We start from the raw sequence: 2,336 nt of genomic DNA on the forward strand, positions 1-2,336 counted from the left end.
AAAGCTGCGTACTTTCCTTTGTACGCCTAACAAAACGCTGTTGGCACTCCCTCCGGTCGCTGGGACGCCTATACGCGGGGCGGCTTCGCCATTATGCCCCACGCATCTGCGCCCCAAAGCTTAAAGTTATACGCAATTGGTCAGAACAACTTTTTAACATCGCGGTAAAAGTTTTCATGTGAACCAAGAGCTATTAATTCAAGAATTACAGTGCCGTCCTCGTAGCTGTAACCTAATAAGGTTAGCTGCTTAACCATCTTGAACTTGTACACGCGAAGAAAAGCTAGGTCGCCTTTTTTCTGTTCTCCTAGAAGAGGATCGTCCATCAATTCCTTTACAGCTTTATCCAAGTCTTTTTTCTGATTCTTATGTAACTTCTTTACTGCTCTCTTAAAATTAGCTGTCTGTAAAACACTCGTAATCTTAGCCAAAATTGTAAGGCTCCAATTTACCTGCCTCTTTTTCCGCTTTGGAAATAATTGCTTGTTTCACGAATTCGTATGGTAAATCAGGATTATCTTCCATCATTTCACCTATTTTTGCCCAATGCTCAATCTGTTTAGGCATCGTTCGGTTTAGTGCTTTACCCATAATGGTAGCTTTCTCAACTAGATCTTGGTCTAGTCTTACGCTCGCGGTTGCCATAATATGTCTCCTTATAATTCATTATCACATTGTAGCAACGCGCTACAGGTGTGGCAAATTGCGTATAACAAACGCATCAACTCAGTCGCTAGCGCTCCTTGGGACAAAAACACGTAGGCTCCCTGCGCTGCGCTTGGTATTCTAGCCTACGTATTTTTGCCCGTTATGCGGGCCGTTAGGCGTCATTTACTTACAGCATTAAAATGTTGGTTCAGTTGTGACATTCCAGCATCAAGGTTGTTTCGCTAGGTCGTGTTCGCGGCTAGCTTTCTCGGTTGTTTCAACGGCTTTAGCAACGCGCTTTTCATCAACATCGCGACGCCGACATTCAGCATCACCAGCTTTCTAAGCTCGCTCTTTTATCCAGCATTACCGTTAACATCTGGCATTTCGCACAGGGTTGTTTTATCTTAAATTCAATAATTTAAACACGCGGTCTTTTTGGCTAGTGGTGGCAGCAAAGCTGCGTACTTTCAGTTGTACGCCTAACAAAACGCTTAAGCCACTCCCTTCGGTCGCTGGGACGCTAACATGTGGGCTGACTCACTTCGTTCGGATTTTAGCCCACATGCTAGCGCCCCTTAGCTTAAAGTTATACGCAAACTAGGAATCTGTGAATATGTCGGATGTAATGGAAAAAGTAGAAGATGACATTAAGAAACATGGTTGGCATGTTCTTTCTGTTTTTAGCAAGGATGCTCCGAGCTTTTCATATTCAATAGGTTTTACTGAAACGCTTGATCATCCTGAAATCATCATGTCTGGGTTGGATACCTCATTGATGCACTCACTTATCAACGATATTGGACAGTTAATCAAGAACGGTCAACGATTTACCAATAACCAATTAAGTGAAGAAGTTATAAAAGGCTATCCGGTCAAATTTAGTAAAATTAGCGAACTCAACAAAGAGGAATACTTAAGGGCGGCTGTTAGTATTTATAGCATTGAAAAGTTTGACGCTCTTCAATGTATTTGGCCTGATAAAGAAGGTAAATTTCAAGAAGAAAGTAACACCGCTCAAGAGGTCTTATCGTGATTGCGTATAACAAAAAAATTAAGTCACTCACTTCGTTCGCTGGGACGCATACATGCGGGGCGGCTTCGCCATTATGCCCCACATGCCTGCGCCCCTTATTTAAAAGTTAGAAGGCGTCAGCCTAAACTACGTTTGGCTCAATCAAGTAATCAGTTCAACTACCCTCACCTGTTTTCACCAGCATCGCTTTAGCTTTTGGTTGTTTTAATGTCACCGCATTAACTTCAAAGGTTGCGCATTAGGCGCTTTACCGCCAAGTTCTTATTTTAAGTCAGTCAGTGCCAATGCGTTTGTTAATCCAAATGGCGGCTTGCTTCAGTCAAATCAAAAACATCACTGCACTGTCGTTTTACTTGTTTGTGTTAATAATCAATCGTATGCTGACTTCAACAGTTTTTAAAAAGACCAAAGGAACAGGCTCTGCTTCTAACAAAGCGCTCAAGTCACTCCCTTCGGTCGTTCGGACGCAGTTACGCGGGGCGGCTTCGCCATTATGCCCCACGCAACTGCGCCGCTTAGCTTAATGTTATATGCCACTAGGAAAACCTAACTCATGGTTTACTTATTAGCTGGGATTGTGTGTGTTCATTTGGCTTGGGCATTTTTTAATACTCTAGCTGTTAACAGCACATTGTTTATCAATAATAGCTCT

3 protein-coding genes are annotated in these 2,336 nt (G+C 42.7%); 1 reads left to right on the plus strand and 2 read right to left on the minus strand.

Annotation, left to right across the window (positions count from 1 at the left end; all coding sequences use genetic code 11):
• Nucleotides 1-140: 140 nt before the first annotated feature.
• Both GTH32_RS19125 and GTH32_RS19130 read right to left on the minus strand, forming a co-directional pair.
• Nucleotides 141-431, minus strand: a complete 291-nt coding sequence (locus tag GTH32_RS19125; RefSeq protein WP_061439355.1) for a type II toxin-antitoxin system RelE/ParE family toxin — start codon at nt 429-431, stop codon at nt 141-143.
• Nucleotides 424-645, minus strand: a complete 222-nt coding sequence (locus GTH32_RS19130; protein ID WP_163088784.1) for a TA system antitoxin ParD family protein — start codon at nt 643-645, stop codon at nt 424-426. Before GTH32_RS19130 ends, GTH32_RS19125 begins: the two co-directional genes overlap by 8 nt.
• Before the next feature lie 619 nt (nt 646-1,264).
• Here GTH32_RS19130 and GTH32_RS19135 point away from each other — a divergent pair.
• Nucleotides 1,265-1,684 carry a DUF4262 domain-containing protein gene (locus GTH32_RS19135; protein ID WP_141152196.1) on the plus strand — a complete coding sequence of 140 codons (420 nt, stop codon included), beginning with the start codon at nt 1,265-1,267 and terminating at the stop codon, nt 1,682-1,684.
• Nucleotides 1,685-2,336 lie beyond the last annotated feature (652 nt).

It is taken from the genome of Alteromonas profundi (assembly GCF_010500865.1).
Lineage (GTDB): Bacteria > Pseudomonadota > Gammaproteobacteria > Enterobacterales > Alteromonadaceae > Alteromonas > Alteromonas profundi.